The 15,311-nt window shown below is 67.3% G+C and carries 17 protein-coding genes; 4 read left to right on the top strand and 13 right to left on the bottom strand.

The genetic code is table 11. The annotated features are described in order from the left end of the window. Positions 1-29 precede the first annotated feature (29 nt). From VLA96_05720 to VLA96_05685, 8 genes are all read right to left on the bottom strand, one after another. The gene (locus VLA96_05720) at positions 30-2,699 is read right to left on the bottom strand and encodes a protein kinase (GenBank protein HSE48688.1); all 2,670 of its coding nucleotides are present in this window, start codon (positions 2,697-2,699) and stop codon (positions 30-32) included. A 61-nt stretch (positions 2,700-2,760) separates the two neighbouring features. Next, positions 2,761-2,910: a hypothetical protein gene (locus VLA96_05715; GenBank protein HSE48687.1), complete on the bottom strand. Its 150-nt coding sequence runs from the start codon at positions 2,908-2,910 to the stop codon at positions 2,761-2,763. A 13-nt stretch (positions 2,911-2,923) separates the two neighbouring features. Next, complete coding sequence (locus VLA96_05710) at positions 2,924-4,084, bottom strand: hypothetical protein (GenBank protein HSE48686.1); 1,161 nt, start codon at positions 4,082-4,084, stop codon at positions 2,924-2,926. 3 nt (positions 4,085-4,087) lie between these two features. Continuing rightward, entirely contained in the window at positions 4,088-5,857 is a 1,770-nt protein-coding gene (locus VLA96_05705) for a YCF48-related protein (GenBank protein ID HSE48685.1), read from the bottom strand. 190 nt (positions 5,858-6,047) lie between these two features. Next, positions 6,048-6,935, bottom strand: a complete 888-nt coding sequence (locus VLA96_05700; protein ID HSE48684.1) for a ParB/RepB/Spo0J family partition protein — start codon at positions 6,933-6,935, stop codon at positions 6,048-6,050. Continuing rightward, entirely contained in the window at positions 6,932-7,777 is an 846-nt protein-coding gene (locus VLA96_05695; protein HSE48683.1) for a ParA family protein, read from the bottom strand. Before VLA96_05695 ends, VLA96_05700 begins: the two co-directional genes overlap by 4 nt. Positions 7,778-8,361: 584 nt before the next feature. Further along, the gene (rsmG, locus tag VLA96_05690; GenBank protein HSE48682.1) at positions 8,362-8,994 is read right to left on the bottom strand and encodes a 16S rRNA (guanine(527)-N(7))-methyltransferase RsmG; all 633 of its coding nucleotides are present in this window, start codon (positions 8,992-8,994) and stop codon (positions 8,362-8,364) included. After that, complete coding sequence (locus tag VLA96_05685) at positions 8,994-9,470, bottom strand: RidA family protein (protein ID HSE48681.1); 477 nt, start codon at positions 9,468-9,470, stop codon at positions 8,994-8,996. The genes rsmG and VLA96_05685 overlap by 1 nt, the downstream gene beginning before the upstream one ends. A 116-nt stretch (positions 9,471-9,586) precedes the next feature. Here VLA96_05685 and VLA96_05680 point away from each other — a divergent pair, with 116 nt between their 5' ends. The 3 genes from VLA96_05680 to VLA96_05670 are packed head-to-tail and all read left to right on the top strand — an operon-like array spanning position 9,587 to position 11,535. Then, a complete protein-coding gene (locus tag VLA96_05680; GenBank protein HSE48680.1) occupies positions 9,587-10,375 on the top strand; it encodes a hypothetical protein in 789 nt (262 codons plus the stop codon). Beyond that, entirely contained in the window at positions 10,372-10,890 is a 519-nt protein-coding gene (locus tag VLA96_05675) for a hypothetical protein (protein ID HSE48679.1), read from the top strand. Before VLA96_05680 ends, VLA96_05675 begins: the two co-directional genes overlap by 4 nt. A 30-nt stretch (positions 10,891-10,920) precedes the next feature. Next, positions 10,921-11,535 (top strand): transglycosylase domain-containing protein, encoded by a 615-nt coding sequence (locus VLA96_05670; protein HSE48678.1) that lies wholly within the window; start codon positions 10,921-10,923, stop codon positions 11,533-11,535. A 64-nt stretch (positions 11,536-11,599) separates the two neighbouring features. Here VLA96_05670 and VLA96_05665 read toward each other — a convergent pair whose 3' ends face one another. The 4 genes from VLA96_05665 to VLA96_05650 all read right to left on the bottom strand — a co-directional run bounded on the left by VLA96_05665 (position 11,600) and on the right by VLA96_05650 (position 13,982). After that, the gene (locus VLA96_05665; protein ID HSE48677.1) at positions 11,600-11,887 is read right to left on the bottom strand and encodes an HU family DNA-binding protein; all 288 of its coding nucleotides are present in this window, start codon (positions 11,885-11,887) and stop codon (positions 11,600-11,602) included. 422 nt (positions 11,888-12,309) lie between these two features. After that, positions 12,310-12,876, bottom strand: a complete 567-nt coding sequence (folK, locus tag VLA96_05660; protein ID HSE48676.1) for a 2-amino-4-hydroxy-6-hydroxymethyldihydropteridine diphosphokinase — start codon at positions 12,874-12,876, stop codon at positions 12,310-12,312. Between the two features lie 4 nt (positions 12,877-12,880). Next, positions 12,881-13,567, bottom strand: coding sequence for a PilZ domain-containing protein (locus tag VLA96_05655; GenBank protein HSE48675.1), 687 nt, complete (start codon positions 13,565-13,567; stop codon positions 12,881-12,883). Positions 13,568-13,607: 40 nt separating this feature from the next. Beyond that, the gene (locus VLA96_05650; protein ID HSE48674.1) at positions 13,608-13,982 is read right to left on the bottom strand and encodes a hypothetical protein; all 375 of its coding nucleotides are present in this window, start codon (positions 13,980-13,982) and stop codon (positions 13,608-13,610) included. Positions 13,983-14,207: 225 nt separating this feature from the next. Between VLA96_05650 and VLA96_05645 the strand changes: the two genes are divergently transcribed. Next, entirely contained in the window at positions 14,208-14,960 is a 753-nt protein-coding gene (locus tag VLA96_05645; GenBank protein ID HSE48673.1) for a response regulator, read from the top strand. Here VLA96_05645 and VLA96_05640 read toward each other — a convergent pair. Then, the coding region (locus tag VLA96_05640) for a UDP-3-O-acyl-N-acetylglucosamine deacetylase (GenBank protein HSE48672.1) at positions 14,929-15,311 on the bottom strand (383 nt) is incomplete at its 5' end. The genes VLA96_05645 and VLA96_05640 overlap by 32 nt on opposite strands.

Genomic DNA, 15,311 nt, shown 5'->3' with positions numbered 1-15,311 from the left:
GGTTCGCGATTATAGCGCGGCGGCGCGGCCTACTTCCTGAGCGACGTCATCCAGTTCACGACCAGGGTCAGGCTATTGGTGCCCAATTCCGGCCTCTCCAGCACCAGGAAGTGCTGCCCATCGCGCGTGACGTCGAACGCATACAGCACGTTCGTGGTGGGCGCGGCGAAAAGCGGCGTCGCGGCGCCGACCTGCAAGGTGTTCCCGCTGGCCGTGAGCGCCACCCCGACCACGTGGCCGTCGTCGGCGTAGTAGAACAGCTCCTTCCCGTCGCCCCGCCACTTCGGAGAATTCCCTCCGCCGGTCGAGATCTGGAACTTCGCTCCCGTCGGCGGGAACGAGGTCACGTACACCTCGGTGCGCCCCGATTCGTTCGAGATGTAGGCCATCCATTTCCCATCCGGGGAGAAGACCCCCAGCCGCTCGCTGAACCCCGAGCTCGCCACCGGGATGGGCTTCTTGTCGCCGAACAGCGGCAGCACCATCACGTCGTACTGGTTCTTGTTCGACGGGTCCATGGTGTCGTACGCCAGGTAGCGTCCGTCGCTGGAGACGCTGGTCGGGTACTTCACGTTGCTGTTGTCGAGCAGCAGCTCCTCCGTCCCGGAACCATCCGCCGCCTTGCGGTAGAGGTTGTAGGAGCCGCTGCGCGAGGAGTCGAAGTAGATGGTCTTGCCGTCCGCCGACCACACCGGGTCGTCGTCATCGCCCGGCGCGAAGGTGAAGCGCGTGCGCAGGTTGCGCTTCAGGTCCAGCATCCAGATATCGAGCGCCGCTCCCGCTTCGCTCATGCTGGCGGCCGCGCGCGTGCCGTCGGGCGCCAGCCGCATCACCGACGCCGAGCCTTGGATCGCCAAGGGGGATGACTTGCCGTCCCGCGCTCGCCACCGCAGGTCGGTCGTCTGCGCGAGCCCCGAGAGGTACGCCAGCTTGCCGTCCTGCGACACCGAATAGGAAGCCGTCCAGCGGTCGTCGGTGAGCAGTCGTTCCACCACCGGCGTCGGGTTCCCCAACACTTTCCGCTCCCGCGCGTCGAACGCTTGCGCTTCCAGGTAATTGTCGTGCGGATAAAGGATGTAGCCGGCCGCGTACATCGGGCGGCGGTCGCCTTGGGCCACCTGCGTGATCTCGCCCGAATCGAGCGCCCCGATGAAGATCCCGCTCTGGCTGTCCTTGCTCTTGCCCGCGGCGGCCGCGTTCGTCCCGCCCCGCACCAGCAGCAGGAAATGCTTGCCGTCGGGAAGGAACCACGGCCAGCGGTGCGAGGTTTGCGACTTGCCGTCCAGGTGGGTGAGCTGCGTGACCGGTCCGCCCGTCGCCGGGATGCGATAGATCGCGTCGCCCGTGGTCGGCGTGAACAGGATCACGCCCTCCGGATTCCAGGTTCCCCCGCGACCCTCCGAGGCGTCCGCCAGCGTCTGCACCGGGCCGCCGGTGGCTTCCACTCGCTTCAGCTTGCCGACGGCGAAGAACCCGATGCTCCGGCTGTCGGCCGACCAGAACGGGAACGAGGCCCCATCCGTATCCGCGATCGGTTGCGCCGCGTTGCTGTCCAGCCCCCGCACCCAGAGCTGCGGACGGCTCCCCTCCGCGATCGTCACGAAGGCGAGCTTGTTGCCGTCCGGCGAGAGCGCGAAATCGAAAGCGGAGAAGGAGCGCTTTTCGGGCGCCAGCAGGCTGGCCTCCAGCCGGCGCGGCGCCGGAGGCGACCACGGGACCAGCCACGCCATCCCGGCCGCCAGCGCCAGCGCCGCCGCCAGTCCCGCCCACAGCAGCCGCTCGCGCAGCTTGCGGTGCGTCGCCTTCAGCGCCGGCATCCCCACCGCCGTCGAGCCGCCCACCGCGATCCACTTGAGCTGCAGCTTCACGTCGTGCGCCGTCTGGAAGCGGTCTTCCGGATCTTTCGCCAGGCAGGTCACGACCACGTGCTCCAGCGCCGGCGGCGTCATCGGCTGCAGCTTCGAGATCGGCTCGGGGTCCTTTTCCAGGATGGCCGAGGCCACCGAGAGCTGCGACTTGCCCTCAAACGCGCGCTTGCCGGTCGTCATCTCGTACAGCACCGCGCCGAACGCAAAGATGTCGGAGCGCGCGTCCGCTTCCTGTCCCTCCACCTGCTCGGGGGACATGTACTGGAACGTCCCCACCACCGTCCCCTGCTGCGTGATGGGCGAGATGGGAGTGGTCTTGGTGATGGCGCCGGAGAAGGCGGCGCCCGCCGCCGCCGCGCGCGGCTTGGCCAGCCCGAAGTCGAGCAGCTTGGCGCCGCCCTTCGTCAGCACGATGTTCCCCGGCTTGAGGTCCCGATGGATGATGCCCGAGCGATGCGCCTTCTCGAGCGCGTCGGCGATCTGCTGCCCATACGCCAGCACCTGCTCCACCGGCAGCGCTCCCTTGTGCAGCCGCTCTGCCAGCGACTCGCCCTCCAGCAGCTCCATCACCAGGTAGTCGGTGCCGTCGTGCTGGCCCACGTCGTAGAGCGTGCAGATGTTGGGATGGTTCAGCGCGCTGATGGCGCGCGCCTCGCGCTCCAGCCGCGCGCGCAGGTCGGGATCGGAAGCGAGCGCGCTCGGCAGCACCTTGATCGCGACCTCGCGGTCGAGCCGCGTGTCTTTGGCGCGATACACCTCGCCCATGCCGCCCGCGCCGACGGGCGACACGATCTCGTAGGGTCCAAGCTTGCTGCCAGGGGTGAGGGCCATGGTCTTTCTGGGGTCGCGCGATTATACGCGCGAACCCAGCGCAGGCCAGTATCTTCGGGCCTTAGCCCCGCTTGGAGAATTGCACCGCGCGCTCGTGCTTCTTCGCCGCGGCTAACGACGAGAACGTCCCCAGGTTCCGCCGGCGGCCCGTCTTCGGGTCCTTCTTGCGCGAGTACAGGCGGTACTTGCCGCTCGCAAGCCTCCGGATCATGCGTGATGCGCTCTCACTTCTTGCACTCTGCCCCGATCGCGGCGTTGAAGGCCGCCGTCGTCCGGTCCATCAGGTTGAAGTTCGATGCGTTGGTGAGCGCGTCTTCGATCATGTTCTTGGCGATCTTGTCGAGGTCGTTCTGCAGCGGCTTCAGGTTCAGCTCCCCGATCCGCCATTTGATCTCCGGCTTCCCCACGCCGCCCAGTTGGCACTGCTGCATGTCCAGCACCGGGTCGAAGCGCATCACCAGCTTCACGTCCTTCGCGGTCCCGCCCACCTTGTGGCGCTTGCTGAAGCTGCACGGGTTCTTCATCAGGTTGGTGTTCGGGCGGATGCGGACCTTCAGCGCGTGCATCGCGATGCGCGGGATGTTCAGCGTCATCTTCACGCCGCTGCCGTCCAGCCGCAGGTCGGGATTCTCCAGCTTCAGCGCGAACGTTCCCGTGCTCGCCTTGATCCCCAGGCACTTGTTGATCATGTATTTCTCGCCCCGGATCAGCGCCACGTCGATCTCGCGGTCCTTCAGCCCACGCATCACTTCCTTCAGGATCTTGTCGGCGTAGGGCACCTCGCTGAGCTTCTTTGTATCCTTGCCGCCCGCGCGCCCGGTCACGCCCTTCGGCTTCACCAACGCCGCCCGCGCCGGCTTCGGGTCGGGCGGCTCGCCGTCGTCCTCGTCCTCCCCTTCCTGCATGGTCGCCGCTTGCGCTTCGCTGGGCGCCGGCCGCGCCGCCTCCGCCTGCTCCTCCGCCTCGCTCTCCGGACGCCCCCGCGTTGCGCCTGCCGTCGACGAGGTCTCCTCCGCCTTCCCCTTCGTGGTGTCCGCGCTCGTGCTCGCGATCTTCTCCCCGCTCTTCTTCTGCGCGGTCGCCGACGACGCCGCGCTGCCCACCGGCTCGGCCGGCTCCGCGATCGCGATGATCCTGCAGCACGCGCTCTTGCCGTCGAGCGACACCTGCTTGCCGGTCAGGTTCGCGTAGATCCCCTGGCCCACCTTCAACCCGGCCAGCGTCTGCGCGTTCTTCACTTCGAACGTGAAGCGGCGCCCGGTCTGCTTCACGACCGCCGTCACCCGGCCAGTCGCCTGGTCGATGGAAGTGATGCTGCAACACGGTTCCGCCGCCCACGCGCTCACGACCCACAGCACCATCGCCAGCAATGTCGCCTTCTTCATGCGCTATTCCTCCTCCGGGCTCTCGCCGCTCGTCCGCGCCGTCACTTCCTGCGTCAGGCTGTCCGCGCTGCCTGCCAGCTTGTTGAGAGCGGCCATCGCCGAGTCCGCGTCCTTCGCCCCGCGCAGCTCGGCGAACGCCGACTTCAGCTCCTTGCCGCGGTTCATGAAGTCCTGCACCATCTTCAGACCCGCGCTGAACAGGTTGAGGTTGCGGAACTGCCCGCCGAACTTCGGCAGCTCCGCCGCCGTCTCCTGCACGGTGCTCTCCACCTCCTGGAGCTGCTCCGGACAACAATCCTGCACGAAGCCGCCCTCTTCCGCCGCGGGCTCGGCGCTCTCCCCGCCCCCGCCCGTCTCGGTGGCGCCTTCCGCCGCCTGCTCCTCCGCCGGCTCGCTCGCGCTGCTCTCCGCGCTTTCCGCCGACGCCGTGCTGCCCGTCGCCGGCCGCCCCTTCGCGCCTCCGCTCTTCGCGCCTCCCGACGACGTTGCCGCCGAGCTCTTCGCCGACGTCCCGCCCGCCTTCTTCTGCGCCGCCGCCAGCTTCGTCCGCAGCGCGCCCACTCCCGACTTCATCTTTGCCAGGCGCTGCGTCATCTGCTCCGCGCTCGCGCTCGTCATCGCCGGCGCCTCGATCATGCCCTCCGACGTGTACTCCGCCGGCACCACGCTGTAGCGGTAGATCATTCCGCCCCGTCCCGCCACGTAGCCGCGCTGCCGCGCCGGCAGGCTGAACGACTCCCCGCCCGAAAGCGCCGAGAACTCGCGCGAGTTCCAATGCTTCCCGCCGTCGGTCGTCCAGGTCCACTTGCCGCCATCCATCACCCAGCCCACCTCGGGATCGGCAAAGCGCAACTCGCCCTTCGCCGTCGCCGTCAGCTCCTCCCAGCTCTCGCCCCCGTCGGTCGTCTTCAGGATCTTCCCCGCGCGCGGCAGCACCAGGTACCCGTGGCGCTCGTCCAGGAAGGAGATCGTCTGCTTGAAATGGTCTTCGTCGCGGTGCCCCACGTCCGGCTGCACCCACAGATAGTCCCAGCTCGCGCCGCCGTTCTGCGTCTTCATGACCACGGCCGTCCCGCCGCTTGCCGCCCCCGCCGCGTATCCCACGTTCTCCGACACGAAACGCACCGACTTCATCGCGCAATTCGCCTGCTTCGCCACCCCATCGACCTCGGTCTGCACCTCGCACTTGGGGAGCGCCTCGCGCCATTTCTTGCCGCCGTCTCGGGTGTGAAAGATCTTCCCGCCCGTCAGGAACACGCCGCTATTCGCTGACGTGAACGCGTAATCGGTGCAGGCCAGCAGCTCCGCGCAGATCGTCCCCACCGGACGCCACGTCTCGCCGCCGTCGCTGGTCGCGAACAGCTTGCGCTGCACCACCGACTTCGACGGCCCCATCACCCATCCCTGCCGCTCGTCGATGAAGTACAGGTTGTCGAACGTCTCCTCGCTGTTCTGCGGGTCGCCTCCCATCTGCGTCTCCCACGTCTTGCCCGCGTCACGCGTCCGCACGATCGTTCCGTGCGCTCCCGCCGCCCAGCCCGTCTTCGCGTCCACGAAGTACACCGACCGGAACTCGATCGGCTGCTCGTAGTTCACCGGCTCCCACACGCCTTTGTACTTGGCTTTCGCTTGCTGCGGAACGCCGCGTTGCGCGCCGCTGCGCGGCTTTTGCGCGCTCGAACCCTTGGGCTTCTGGCCAAGCGCCGGCGCGCCGGCAGAGAGAAGGACCAGCAAGAGGACGCTGAGGTTTACCAACAGGCGGGAACGATGCATGAGAGGCGCCTCCACAGTACAGGTGCTCCCGTCGCGGAGGGCTCTCGTTCGACTTACTGGCCGACCGCGCAAGGGCCGGGGCTCAGAACGCGGCACAAGCTACTGCCGCCAGGCGCTCCCGTCAAGCACTTGCTGCCGGCGCCCTGGGAGGGCGACGGGATCCCATTGCATATCGATGAGCATCAATGTGCTACGGCTTCCGGCCCAGCATCTCCACCACCCGGTCATAGTCCTCGAGCGAGCCGTAGCGCAGGATGATCTTGCCCTTGCCCCCGGAGTCGCGGATCTCCACGCGCACGCCCAGCGCGCGCTCCAGTTCCCTCTCCGCCTCGCGGATGTTGGGATCCACCTGGCGCGCGGCACGCGTCGCCTTCGGCTCCGGATGCATCAGGTCGTGCACGATCTGCTCCAGCTGCCGCACCGAGAGCGCGTCGTCCACCGCGCGCTTCGCCAGCTCCAGCTGCGCTTCGCCCGACTCCAGCATCATCAGCACCTTCGCGTGCCCGAACGAGAGCCCGCCGCTCTCTACGTCGAGCTGCACCTCGACCGGCAGCTTCAGCAGCCGCAGGAAGTTCGCCACCGACGACCGGTCCTTGCCGGTGCGCTGCGCCATCTGCTCCTGTGTCAGGTTGAACTCGCGCGACAGCCGCTCGTAGGCGCGCGCCTGCTCGATCGGGTTCAGGTCCTCGCGCTGCAGGTTCTCGATGATGGTCATCTCCATCGCCTGCTCGTTCGAGGCTTCCTTCACGATCGCCGGCACCGTCTGCTTCCCCGCCAGCTTCGAGGCGCGCCAGCGCCGCTCGCCCGCGATGAGCTGGTAGCGCCCTTCCACGCGCCGCACCACCACCGGCTGCACCACGCCGTTCGAGCGGATCGAGGCCGCCAGCTCGTGCAGCGCGACTTCGTCCAGCCGCGTCCGCGTCTGGTACGGGTTGCGCTCGATCTCCTCGATCGGGATCTCGCGGACCCCGCCGGACTCGGCCGCCGCCGCCACCGGGGCGGGCGCCGTCGCGGTAGCCCGCGCTCCCGGCAACAACGATTCCAGGCCGCGGCCCAGCACTTTGCGCTTGTCGTTCATAGGCTCTCCACTTCGGAAGTCGAGGGCGCGGCGGCAGCCGCGACCTTCTCCTGCACCTGCGCGCCGGCGGCTTGCCGCTTCTCCGCCCGCGTGATCAGCTCTTTCGCCAGCTTGATGTAGGCCTCGGCCCCGCGCGATTGCGGGTCGTAATCGAGCGCCGGCTTCCCGAAGCTCGGCGCCTCCGCCAGCCGCACGTTGCGCGGGATGCTGGTGCGGCACAGCTGGTCGCCGAAGAATCTCTTCAGGTCGCGCGTCACCTGCTGCGCCAGGATGGTGCGGTCGTCGTACATCGTCAGCACGACGCCCTCGATCACCAGGTCCGGGTTGAAGCTCTGCCGGATGCGCTCGATAGTGTCCAGCAGCTCGCTCACGCCTTCCAGCGCGAAGTACTCCGCCTGCATCGGGATGAGCACGGAATCCGCCGCCACCAGCGCGTTCAGCGTCAGCAGGTCGAGCGCCGGCGGGCAGTCCAGCACGATGAACTGGTAGCGGTCGCGCAGCGGTCGAAGCGCGTCGCGCAGGCGATATTCGCGGCGCTCCGCGCTCACCAGCTCCAGGTTCGCGCCGATCAGGTTCTTGTGCGCCGGGATGGTCGCCAGCCCCTCGACCGCCGTCGGCAGCACCGCTTCCGGCGCCTCGGCTGTGGCCATCAGCAGGTCGTAGGTCGAGAGCCGGTTGGGGTCGCGGGCAAAGCCCAGGCCGCTGGAGGCGTTGGATTGCGGGTCGCAGTCGACCAGCAGGGTCGCGACCTCGGCGGCCGCAAAGGAGGCCGCCAGGTTGATGGCCGTCGTGGTCTTGCCCACGCCGCCCTTCTGATTGGCAACCGCTATGACGCGCGCCATGCTGTCGGGAGAACTCAGAGCAACGCCAGAATGCAGCAGCTCGTGAAAGCGCGCAACAGAGGATTTCTCGGCTTTATCTGGAAAATGAGGAAAAGTGTTCCACGTGGAACGCGCAACTCGCTGGCGCCACGGACGATGTTCCACGTGGAACATCCCCTGTTAACTGTTCTGGTTCTCGGGCGATTTTTATGCCTGAAACAATCGCCCAGCGCCCGTGATTGACCGGTATCTTCCGGTTTTCTCCGCTTTTGGCCGTCTTTATACCACTATTACTCGGCTGGTTCCGATGCTCGCCGATCTCCCCGGACTCCGCCGCGTTGTCGGTGCCGGCCCCATTCTGCCAGTTTATCCCACTTTGCTGCGTCGCGCGTGCCGATTCAGACTGCTTAGCCATCCGAGGGAGCACCATTTTGCGGTCATCGCTCCACTTTCCATCGCTGATGTTAACTCTCCTGGTTCCACCACGGAACCCAGCCCGCCAACATTGACGGCCAAGGTTCAATCAAGAGGGAATCCGCCAGGCGCGCTCGCCTTCCCACCCGTCCCGCCAAAACGAGCAGAAAGCCGGCGGCACGGACCACTTGTTAGCCCGCTGATTCTTGCCGTGCCTGGTTCCCCACCAGCAGCACGCGGTTGCGGGACTGCGGCACCGGCTGCGGTGCCTCCCAGGAGAACTCCGGCAGTTGGTGCGCCACGCCGACCTGGCCGGTGCCGATCAGCAACCCCAGCCGCCCACCCGCGCGCACCAGCCGCGCCGCCGTCGGCAGGATCTCGTCGAACTTCTCCACCGCTCGCAGCGTCACCAGTTCCGCCTGGTCCTTCAGCGTCTCGGCGCGCTCGGCCCGCACCTGCACGTTGCCGAAGGCGAGCGTGCGCACCACTTCCCTCAGGAACGTCGCCTTCTTGGCGTGCGCTTCCACCAGCGTCAGCTGGATGCGCGGCGCCCACAGCTTGAGCGGCAGTCCCGGAAATCCCGCGCCCGAGCCGATGTCGATCACCGCGAGCGCCGCGTCCGCCGCGAGCAGCGCCTGGGCCGCGAACAGCGACTCGCCGAAGTGGCGCAGCACGATCGCCTCCGGCTCGCGCACCGCGGTCAGGTTCGTCTTCTCGTTCCACTTCAGCACTATATCGATGTACGTCGATATTTGCCGCAGCCGCTCCGGCGGCAGCTCACCCGCGAACGGCGCCAGCAGTTCGGCGATGCGCGCCTCTTCCACTAGCGCTTCTTTCCCGCTGTTTTCGCGGCTTTCGGCTGCCGCACCGCGATGGTCGTCATCTCGAAGTGTCCGCCGAACAACAGCGGCCCCGACCCGATGAACGCCCGCGCCGGGTACTTCCCTTCCTTGAAATACGTCTTGTAAATGCCGTTGAAGCGCTCGTACAGCGTCAGGTCCGGGCAGTAGATGGTGACGCTCACGACGTCGTCCATCGCGAGACCGGCGTGCTCGACGGCGGTCTTGATCGACTCCATCAGCACGCGCACCTCTTCTTCGATGGTGTCGGGCACCTTGCGCGTCCCGGGCACCAGCCCGATGCGCCCCGAGACGTACAGCGTGTCGCCGGCCAGCACGGCATCCGAGAACGGCAAGCCCTCGATGTGCGCGGGGATGTTCACGTACTGGTGCGGCTTGTCCTCGGCCGCGGCGGCGATCCCGAACAGCAGCAGGCAGCACATCAGCAAGACGGCTTTCATCACGTCACCTCCGGACGCCAACACCATACGCGGCAGGAACCGGAAAGGGAACGGCGATATCCGTTGCAATCGCGCGCCGGCTGCGCATAATCAACGCAAGGCATCTGTCGAAACCCATGCGCCGCGCGCCCTGCCGCACCTGCAAGAACCCGCTCCCGATCGGCAAGCTGTATGTGATCGACGGCGTCATGGTGTGCGAGCCGTGCGCCACGCGCCGCGTGCAGGACGCGCAGGCCGGCGGCCGCCAGGTCGTGGTCGAGCACGCGCAGGATCCCACCGTCTGCGCCCAGTGCGGCGCCGACCGCGGCGAGCAGGACTGGATGAAGGTCGCCGGCACGCCGCTGTGTTTCCAGTGCCGCCAGCGCTTCTACGAAGTCCCGTATCCCGCGTGGATGCGCATGTCCCTGCTCCTGCTCGCGCTCTTGGCGGCCTACGCCGTCTGGCACGGCGGGCAGTACGTGGAGACCGGCATCGCGCTCGCGCGCGGCGAAAAGCTGCTCGCCCAGGCGCGCTACGCTGAAGCCGCCGTCGAGCTGCGCCAGGTGCTCCAGGCCGGCAGCGAGTCCGACCAGACGCTGCTCGAGACCGTGAAGGCCTGCTTGCTGGCAGGGGACTACGAGCACGCGCGCCTCCTGATGAACGGCCACCCCAAGTTCGAGAGCGGCGAGCTTTACTACGAGGTGCTGAAGATCTGGGAGCGCGCGGTGAAGGCGAACGACCTCGCCGGCGAGGCGCAACGACTGGCCGCCGACCAGGACTTCGCCGCCGCCGCCGGCAAGGCCAGGGAAGCCGCCGAGCTCTATCCCGAAATGTCGTCGTTAGGGAAGTCGGCGGCCGACCTGACCGCGCAGGCGAGCGCCACGCCGCCGCCTGCCCAGATCGCGGCAGGGAAGGGCGCGCGATGAACTTCCTCGGCGTCGTCTTCACCACGCTCACCTTTCCCGGCGTGATGGTGCGCGAGGCCGCGCACTTGTTCTTCGTGCGCTGGGCGCACCTCGCCATCTTCGAGGTCCGCTTCCTCAGCCTGAAGCCGCCCTATGGCTACGTGCGCCACGAGCCCTCGCCGCGCTTCGGCCTCGCGCTCGTCGAAGTCCTCGGCCCGTTCTTCGTCAACAGCGCGCTGTGCCTGCTGTTCTGCTCCACCGCCTACCTGCCCGCCTTCGCGCTGCAGATCTGGGACCCGCTGGCCTGGTTCTTCTACTGGCTGGGACTCTCCTTCGGCGTGCAGGCATTTCCCGCGCGCGACGAGTTGCAGCATCTCCGGAGACTCGCGGGCCGCGGCGGCGCGCTGGCCATCCTTTCGTATCCGCTGCTCGCGCTCCTGCTGCTGGTTAGCGCGCTGCGTCCGGTCGGCGACCGCGCGTTCGGTCTCGCCCTCGGCCTGCTGCTGCCGATGGTGGCCTTCCGATTGCTGGTATAGCGGTCAGCGACGGTCTAACGACTTTTCGACATGAAAAAAGCCATCCTGCGCTGGACTGCAGTCTTGGCCGCCTTCTGCTTTGTGGCCACGATGCTCGCGTACTGGAGCTATGCGAGCCTCAGTGACCAATACCTCGCATCTGCTTTCGGCAGCCGCCTGCAGACGAAGCGAACCCTGGCAGGGGAGCCGGCAGTGGAGCGCTCCTTCCGGGCCACATTTCTGCCTCCTCGACGCAGCACTCCGGAAGGGCGCTTGGCACTGCTCGCACTGCGCGATTTTCGTGGGCGAATCATGCATCACCACCTCCTTGCCGTCCTCATCGCACAGCGGCTCAGCCAGCGCTACGCGCCCGACGAACTCTTGGCTCTCTACGCCGACACCATCTATCTCGGGAACATAGGGAATCAGGCGGTCTACGGTGTTCGGGAAGCGTCACGGGCGTACTTCAACAAAGATCCGGAGCAACTCAAAATCGGGGAAGCAGCTTGGTTGGCGGGGTTGGCGGAGCGACCTAGCTTCAGCGCCCATCCTGATCGCGCCTTGGAAAAGCGTGATCAGCTCATAGATCGAATGGTGGAAACACACCTGATCACCACCGCTGAGGCGGACACCGCCAAGCGCGAACCCGCACCAGCGCGTCAATAGCTTCAAAAAACACGAAGGCCGGCGTTTCCGCCGGCCTTCTCGTTGGGACTGCGTTGCGCCCGGCTTACTTCTTCGGGGCGATGGAATCCTTCACGTGCTTCGCGAGGTAGAACTTCGCGGTGACCTTGGCAGGGATCTTGATCGGCTCGCCGGTCTGCGGGTTGCGGCCCATGCGCGCCTTGCGGTTGACCTTCTTCAGGCGGCCCAGTCCGGGCAGCACGAACACGCCGCTCTTCTTGGCTTCCTTGATCGCCATGTCCGACAGGTTCTCCAGGAACGCCGCCGCCGTCTTGTTGTTGGTGCCGATCTTCTCCGCCATTGCGCGGACGATCTGGGTCTTGGTCATCGACATTGAGACTATCCTCCTTAAATTGACAATAAAACCGTGCTTCGCCGCTATATTACATGGTTTCGCGTGGGGGGCAAGCGCGGAAGCCGCATTTTTATTGGGGTTTTTGCACATCCGCCTCCGGTACTTTGTACACACCTTAGGAGCCCTGCCACGTTGCGCTGTTGGTTATCAGCCATCGCGCCGCGGCGGGATGTGCGCCGCACCCGCTGAAAATGAGCGTTTGCGCGAGACCTTCGCCGCAAGCTGAGGAAAAGAAACGCGTTCCGCCCGCGTCCGAGCGCGTCATTTTCCCCACGCGTCGCCTCAACCATGCGAAGGGAAGGCGCATTTTTAGCGGCTTTTGCGCATCTCCGCCGGGCGGGTTTCGCGCGCATCCGGCGACCGCGCCCCCGACCAGGGCGCGAAGATTTCTGTGGAAATCTTCACTCCGACGGCGGCTTTGCCGCGCGCTCCTTGCTCTCCACCGTCCACTCTCCACTGTCCACTCGCTTGACCGCGCCCGCTTCCTTCGGCAGCGCGTCCCGCAGCTCGCGCATGCTGCGCTTGAACACCGGATGCCGCGCCTCCGGAGCAATCTCCGCCAGCGGCTCGAGCACGAACCGCCGCTCGTGCATCGCCGGATGCGGCACCACCAGCGCCGGCGTCTCGATCACCGAGTTACCGAACAACAGGATGTCGAGGTCGATGGTGCGCGGCTGCTTCTTGCCGGCCTCCGCCGCCGGCGCGCGCTTTCGCCCCAGGCCCCGCTCGATCTCCAGCAGCCGCGCCATCAGCTGCTTGGGCATCAGCTCGGTCTCGAGCGCGAGCGCGCAGTTCAGGAACCACGCCTGCCCGCCGGGGACCCCGGCCATCCCCACCGGCTCGGTCTCGTAGAGCGAGGATCGCGCTTGGACGGCGCCCAGCTGCGCGAGCTGCGCGATGGCCGCCTCCAGGTTCCCGCGGCGGTCGCCCAGGTTCGAGCCCAGCCCGAGATAGACGAGCTTCTTCACGCCCTCAGCTGAGGAACTCCTCCACCCACTTGCGCAGCCGGTCCTGCTCGACGCCGCGGTCGAACTGCACGCCCACTCGCTCCGCCGAGATCCAGCAGACCACGCCCTGCAGCTGCAGCGGCTCGGTCGACGGCAGCACGATGCGCACCGCCACCGCCTTGCCCACCGACACCACCGCCGGCGGCACCGCCAGCGCCGAGATCCCGCCCGCGCTCAGGTCTTCCGTGATGGCGGTGAACGACAGACCGTCCACGAACATGTTCAACGGCACGTAGATGGGCACGCGCGTGTACCGCCGCAGCTTGCCCGCCAGCAGCAGGTACGTATGCTCCACCGCGCGCGCGATGGCCGCGTCGCTCAGGTTCTCCAGCGCCGCGTTGACCCCGAAGTTCGCCAGCCGCGCGATCTCCGGCATCGGGCCGATCAGGTAGATCAGCATCCGGCGGTTCACCGAGCGGAGCGCGTTCAGGCGCTGGGCCGCGTCCTTGTCCACGCGCAGGACGGCGGCGTCGAAGATCGGCTCGTTGGGCGGCGCGGCGGCCGGAACCACCTCGACCGTCAGCTTCACGTTGCGGAAGGCCTGGGCGATGCGCTCGCGCTCGCCCGCCTCCAGGTCGAAGGCCGCCATGCGCGGCACCGGGTAGGTGCGCGCGCCGTAAGTCGGGATGCCAGGGGCGACAGGAGTGCTCATGCCGGCGTTGGCGCGATTTTGACTTTGGCCGCGACCCAGGTCAACCGCTCTGCGAGTCCCGCGGCTTCAGCACCGCATCCACGATGTCCGAGATCCCCCGCGCGCCGCCCGTCGTGGGCCCTTCGTTCTCATGCAGCACGCGCAGCAGCTCCGTCACCCGTACCAGCCGCGCCGTCTGCAGCGCCTCGTTCATGCTCACGTTCGACCCTGAGGTCGCTTCGATGTACGCCCACAGGAAGCGCCGCATGTTGTCCACCGCTACCTTGAACGAGCCCAGCAGCGCCACGCTCTCGCTCTCGTCGATGATGCCGATGTGTTGCGCCGCGTTCGTGTCTTGGCTCAGCCGTTGCAGGTCGCGCTCGATCGAGTGCAGCTCTTCGGTAACGCGCTTGATGCGCGTCATGATCGGATCCATGGTGTCCTCTGCATCGCCGCCCGGCCGGGCCTGCAACCCATCGCGCCGCGATACTTCCGTATTCTAACGGGGAGCTTTGGTTGCGTTCATCTTACGCCCGTCGCCGGCCCCGGCGCAGTTACCTTCGCGGGACACCTGGCCCTCCCGCCCTGTCCACCCGGACACTGTCCCTGCCCGCCCTTGGTTATCTCGCGCCCGCCGCCCGCCGGCGATACGCTTCTCCGCATGTCCCCACAAGCGCTGCTCTGCAGTCCTGACCCGCAAGCCGTCGCCGCCCTGCAACGCCTCCTCAACAGCTCCGGCGTGGAGCTGGAGATCTGCAGCCAGGCCGACGCCGGCATCTGCCGCCTCAACCAGCAGAAGTTCGACGCCGTCTTCGTGGATTGCGACGACATGCCCCTCGGCCAGGAACTGCTCCGCGAGCTGCGCAAGACCGCCTCCAACCGCCAGGCCATCGCCTTCGCGCTGCTCAACGGCGGCACCGACACCAGGCGCGCCTATGCCCTCGGCGCCAACTTCACCCTCGACAAGCCCCTGACGGTCGACTTCACCACCCGCACCCTGCGCGCCGCCGTCGGCCTCATGCTGCGCGAGCGCCGCCGCTACTTCCGCCAGGAGGTCGCCGCCAACGTCCAGCTCTGGGTGAAGACCGCGCAGATGTCCGCACTCATGACCAATCTCAGCGAGACCGGCATGCGCCTCGCGCAGGTCAGCCTCAAGCCCGGCGCCAAGGTCCGCTTCCAGTTCACCCTGCCCTGGACCGAGGTCGAGGTCTTCGGCAACGGCGTGGTCGCCTGGGCGGGCAACGGCCTGGCCGGCGTGCGCCTCAACCTCTCGCGCACCCTGCAGCGCACCCTGGAAGACTGGGTCAACGACCGCGCCTTCCGCGATAAGCAGTTTTCCAGTTCGATCGGCGAGGTTGCCACCTTCGGCGTGCCCGCGGCCGCTACAACCCGCGGTCGGCGAGCGCGGGCGTGAACGCCGGCGCGGGGCGCGCGGGCGCTTCTTCCGTCGTTTCTTCCCACAACGTGCGGTCGCGCAGGATGCGCGACACCAGCGCCGTATGCATCGCGTGCCCGGCGCGGTCCGCCACCACCCGCCCGATGATGCGCTTGCCCAGCAGCGCCAGGTCGCCGATCAGGTCCAGCACCTTGTGCCGCACGAACTCGTCGCGGTAGCGCAGACCGTTGAGGGTCCCGCTCTTGCCGACCACGATGGCGTTGTCCAGCGAGCCGCCCAGCGCCAGGCCGTGCTTGCGCATGGTGCCCAGATCCTGCAGGAATCCGTAGGTGCGGGCGGGCGCGTACTCGTTGACGAACGACTCCTCGG

It is taken from the genome of Terriglobales bacterium (genome assembly GCA_035457425.1).
GTDB lineage: Bacteria > Acidobacteriota > Terriglobia > Terriglobales > Acidobacteriaceae > JACPNR01.
This window is presented reverse-complemented; position numbering and strand designations above follow the sequence as displayed.

Excerpts from the sequence above, each read along its gene's own strand:
- VLA96_05720 (HSE48688.1), bottom strand. The coding sequence starts at position 2,699 with ATGGCCCTCACCCCTGGCAGCAAGCTTGGACCCTACGAGATCGTGTCG.
- VLA96_05715 (HSE48687.1), bottom strand. The coding sequence starts at position 2,910 with ATGATCCGGAGGCTTGCGAGCGGCAAGTACCGCCTGTACTCGCGCAAG.
- VLA96_05710 (HSE48686.1), bottom strand. The coding sequence starts at position 4,084 with ATGAAGAAGGCGACATTGCTGGCGATGGTGCTGTGGGTCGTGAGCGCG.
- VLA96_05705 (HSE48685.1), bottom strand. The coding sequence starts at position 5,857 with ATGCATCGTTCCCGCCTGTTGGTAAACCTCAGCGTCCTCTTGCTGGTC.
- VLA96_05700 (HSE48684.1), bottom strand. The coding sequence starts at position 6,935 with ATGAACGACAAGCGCAAAGTGCTGGGCCGCGGCCTGGAATCGTTGTTG.
- VLA96_05695 (HSE48683.1), bottom strand. The coding sequence starts at position 7,777 with ATGGCGCGCGTCATAGCGGTTGCCAATCAGAAGGGCGGCGTGGGCAAG.
- VLA96_05685 (HSE48681.1), bottom strand. The coding sequence starts at position 9,470 with ATGAAAGCCGTCTTGCTGATGTGCTGCCTGCTGCTGTTCGGGATCGCC.
- VLA96_05680 (HSE48680.1), top strand. The coding sequence starts at position 9,587 with ATGCGCCGCGCGCCCTGCCGCACCTGCAAGAACCCGCTCCCGATCGGC.
- VLA96_05675 (HSE48679.1), top strand. The coding sequence starts at position 10,372 with ATGAACTTCCTCGGCGTCGTCTTCACCACGCTCACCTTTCCCGGCGTG.
- VLA96_05670 (HSE48678.1), top strand. The coding sequence starts at position 10,921 with ATGAAAAAAGCCATCCTGCGCTGGACTGCAGTCTTGGCCGCCTTCTGC.
- VLA96_05665 (HSE48677.1), bottom strand. The coding sequence starts at position 11,887 with ATGTCGATGACCAAGACCCAGATCGTCCGCGCAATGGCGGAGAAGATC.
- VLA96_05655 (HSE48675.1), bottom strand. The coding sequence starts at position 13,567 with ATGAGCACTCCTGTCGCCCCTGGCATCCCGACTTACGGCGCGCGCACC.
- VLA96_05650 (HSE48674.1), bottom strand. The coding sequence starts at position 13,982 with ATGGATCCGATCATGACGCGCATCAAGCGCGTTACCGAAGAGCTGCAC.
- VLA96_05645 (HSE48673.1), top strand. The coding sequence starts at position 14,208 with ATGTCCCCACAAGCGCTGCTCTGCAGTCCTGACCCGCAAGCCGTCGCC.